This window comes from Flavihumibacter sp. ZG627, assembly GCF_000814325.1.
Lineage (GTDB): Bacteria > Bacteroidota > Bacteroidia > Chitinophagales > Chitinophagaceae > Flavihumibacter.
This window is the reverse complement of record NZ_JPHF01000031.1, coordinates 1-1,528: the sequence shown is the minus strand read 5'-3', so window position 1 is coordinate 1,528 and position 1,528 is coordinate 1. Positions and strand designations below refer to the sequence as shown.

At 39.7% G+C, this 1,528-nt stretch carries 2 protein-coding genes; both read left to right on the top strand.

What is annotated here, in order from left to right; genetic code table 11:
- Positions 1 to 1,011, top strand: a 1,011-nt coding sequence (locus tag HY58_RS18420) for an RHS repeat-associated core domain-containing protein (protein WP_039135644.1), incomplete at its 5' end; no start/stop codon positions are given.
- A gap of 13 nt (positions 1,012 to 1,024) precedes the next feature.
- Positions 1,025 to 1,420, top strand: coding sequence for a hypothetical protein (locus HY58_RS18415; protein WP_156123767.1), 396 nt, complete (start codon positions 1,025 to 1,027; stop codon positions 1,418 to 1,420).
- Positions 1,421 to 1,528 lie beyond the last annotated feature (108 nt).

Genomic DNA, 1,528 nt, shown 5'->3' with positions numbered 1-1,528 from the left:
GTAAAGGGAGAAGGCAACCAGCAGGATTATGGCATGCGGATTTATGATCCTAGGATAGGAAAGTTTTTGAGTGTGGATCCGCTAACGAATCAGTTCGGTTTTTTAACGCCCTATCAATATGCAGGAAACACGCCTATCAGGGCCATTGATAAAGATGGGGAGGAGCCCAAAGATTATTCCTGGAACTGGAAGAATAAAGGAGAATCTTATTTAGGCAAATGGGGGCAGGATGTTCAGAATGTGTATGATAAGTGGACAAAGACAATATGGTCTATAATGTCCTATCCCAATCATAATGAAATATATTATTGGAAGCCATATAATGGAAGCCAGGGAACTTTTGACTTTGAGCATAATGGTGAAGCTAACAAGGATGCAAATGGAAATTGGACAGGTGCGTGGCAGCGTTTTGAACGGCAGGAGACCATACAGGCAAGGATAGGATCAGAAGTTGCTGAGATTTTTGGAGAGGGTGCTTTTGCTTCGGCTTTGACTGGGGTAGCGCTACCTTTCATGGCTGCAACTGGCGGCGGTTCATTACTAATGGCAAGTTCACCTGAAACTCTCGGTATTGGTGCTGCAAAGTTCGGTATAGGTGCAGTAGCTGATATTTTGGCTCAACAGACTGTTAATGGAGCAGGTTCAAAATTAAATCTTTTAGAGGTCGGGTTGAGTGGGGTAACGTCAATGTTTGGGATGAATGCATATACATCATCAGCACTTTCCAACCTTGCACAGTTAGATGATGAAAACAATACAGTATTACCAGGTCAATCTGGTTTTAACGTCTCAAACTACACAGCGAACACTTTGTTGGGAGGATTAGCAGGAGCCGCTATAGGTAAGGCATTACCGGGCATTGGGCCTGTAAAAGGTGCAGGTAATTCAAACAATTCCGCTCAGATAGGTGGTGCAACAATTGTAAACTATTGGGGTGGTACTGCTTCCGGTGCTGGTGCGCGGGCGATTTCTGAGGCCCAAAGAGATAATTCTAATAAGCAAAATCAATAAAACGAAACAAATTATGAGTAGGGTAAGCATATGGTTTGTTATTGGCTTTATTTTGCTTTTTGTTTATCTCATTTCGCATTTAAATAATAAGAGGAATGTGCAAATGATCTCGAAATCACCTTCTTTTTCGATTGCTACGATAAATTCTTTTCGATATGAGAAGGGAAAAGCCTTGCTGGCGGAGTATTATTTTAATGTTAATGGCAAAACTTTCAAAAATGCAAAAGGCGATGGACGATTTGAAAAGATTGGTAAATTTATTTTAAATCGGAGCTTTCCAGTTATATACAATTCAAATGATCCTGATAAAAGCGCCATGTTAATTTTTAGGTCTGACTTTGAAAAATTTAATCTTGCATTCCCTGATAGTTTAATTTGGGTTGAGAGAAAATTGTCGTTATCGAGATGATCATTACAATGTCAAGAAAGTGAAATATTAGGTAAAGGTTTAACTAACATTTAGGTTTATCGTATGCAGATTATGGTACTAAAATGCCAGTTGCTCCATAACCAGTTG